Raw genomic sequence first — 2,263 nt, 5'->3', positions numbered from 1 at the left:
GGTGGTTGCACGTTTTCCACCTTGGGCTATTGGTGAATTTTCACAATAGCTTAAGGGGGTGGTATTGGATATGATACTTACGATAAGTATATTAGTAATCTTTTTATTAATTTACTATATAATTCATGGAATATACATAAAATCCATAGAATTTAAGGCAAGTATTAAAAGTTTCAGTTTTAAAATTGAAACAAAAGAAAAAAGCACTCCATCCTCAAAAAAGTAGTGCTTTTTCTTTAAACCTTAATTAAATTATTAATTAAAATCCAATAGCCCTAAAACTAAAAACGTTCTAGGATTGCTTAGTGTTTCCAGCACTAAGCTTTTCTTATTTATATTATATCAGATTTTTTATATAAATAAACATAATATTTTTGTATTACGCGGCTATTTATTTTTTTGTTCAATTGTAAAACTAAAATCCACCCTTTTATACCATAAGGGTGGATTTTAGTTTTATAAATTATAAGAATATATAAAGGTGGAATTTAGTCGTACAAAATATTATGATATTGTTGTATGTGGTATTCTAGTAATCCTTGCTTGATTAGAGGGGAGTTTTTGTTATGCCTAAATTCAAACACTTTACCTTAGATGAAAGAGTCTCTATTGAAGTGATGCTTAAATCTTCTCTTTCTTTCAAAGCAATTGCCAGGGAACTTGGTCGTGATTGTACAACCATTTCCAAAGAAATCAAAAATCATATTATGTTCAAACGGACTGGCGCCTATGGCAGGCCTTTTAACAATTGTATTCATCGTATGACCTGCAACCATGCATATCTATGCGATAAGCCTAACTGCAGGCTTCATAGCTGTCGCTTCTGTTCAGATTGTTCTGAATTTTGTTCTGAATATAAACCATATATCTGTCATTTACTCTCTAAACCGCCCTATGTTTGCAATGGATGCGCTGGCCTTACAAAATGTACCCTAGAAAAATCAATTTATAAAGCTTCTTATGCTCATGAAGAATATGTCCTTCTTCGCTCTGAATCGCGAAGCGGTATAACTATTTCTGAAGATGAGATTCAGCGCCTTGACAAAACTATCACGCCTCTCATTCAAAGGGGACAATCTATACACCATATTTGCATTAATAACAGAGACCTTATCATGCACAGTGAAAAATCAATCTATAACTACATTGATTACAATCTTATCTCTGCGAAAAATATTGATCTTCCTAGAAAAGTTACCTATCGTCACAGAAAAAAACGGGCAAGTCGTTTTAAAGTTGATAAATCATACAGAATTGGTCGTACATATAAAGATTTCCTTGAATTTATGGGAGAAAATCCAGATACTCCTGTAGTTGAAATGGATTCTGTTGAAGGAATTAAAGGTGGTAAGGTCCTGCTTACTATCCATTTCATTGATTCTCAGTTTATGCTTGCATTCATAAGAGATGCCAACACTTCACGTTCAGTTATAGATATCTTTGAAAATCTTTATTGGGAACTCGGCCCTGAGACTTTCCTAAAACTATTCCCTGTCATTCTTACTGATAACGGCAGTGAATTTACAAACCCAAAGGCACTAGAATTCGATAGACAGGGTAATCGTATAACTCATATATTCTACTGCGACCCTTCTGCACCATATCAGAAAGGCGCAGCCGAAAATAACCATGAATTGATTCGCAGAATTGTTCCAAAGGGACAGAGCTTCAATTCATATGAACAGAAGGATATTTCATTGATGATGAGTCACATTAATTCTTATTCAAGAAAAAAGCTGAATGACCGGTCACCACACTCGGTATTCAGCTTCCTTTACGGAGCTAAAACGCTCGTAAAGCTGGATTCAAGACTCATCCAACCAAATGAGATTATTATGAATCCAAATTTATTAAAATAATAAACTAACTCAAGCAAGGATTACCAACTGGTACTTAAGTTAATCGCTTTCCAGGGGTGGAATTTAGCTTTACAAAAAAACGAAAAATATTCACCCTTTGTTTACCATACCCAAAACCAGCTGAAAATTGCTCAAGTCAATTAAATTATACCCTATTTATTGTTAAAAGTAGTATATAATTTGATCTCTAACATAAAACTTTACACAATCTTCGGTTTACAGTGGAAGTTAGTTCTACAAAGTGGAAGTTAACTTTACAATTCACCATTTTATTACAATATAGTTTAAAACTTTGTTAATATGACAAAATAAACTGTTCATAAGGCTTTAAGTAAGTGATTATTACTTCCTAATCAACATAAATATATTAACCTCTTTTAGAACCTATTATTCATTAAGAGCTA

General features: G+C 32.8%; 1 protein-coding gene. It reads left to right on the top strand.

Annotated elements, in window-relative coordinates; translation table 11 throughout:
- Nucleotides 1–566: 566 nt before the first annotated feature.
- Nucleotides 567–1,859 (top strand): IS30 family transposase, encoded by a 1,293-nt coding sequence (locus ACPUYX_RS20795; RefSeq protein WP_426381489.1) that lies wholly within the window; start codon nt 567–569, stop codon nt 1,857–1,859.
- Nucleotides 1,860–2,263 lie beyond the last annotated feature (404 nt).

This window comes from Desulfosporosinus sp. SYSU MS00001, assembly GCF_049943955.1.
Taxonomy (GTDB): domain Bacteria; phylum Bacillota; class Desulfitobacteriia; order Desulfitobacteriales; family Desulfitobacteriaceae; genus Desulfosporosinus.
This window is presented reverse-complemented; position numbering and strand designations above follow the sequence as displayed.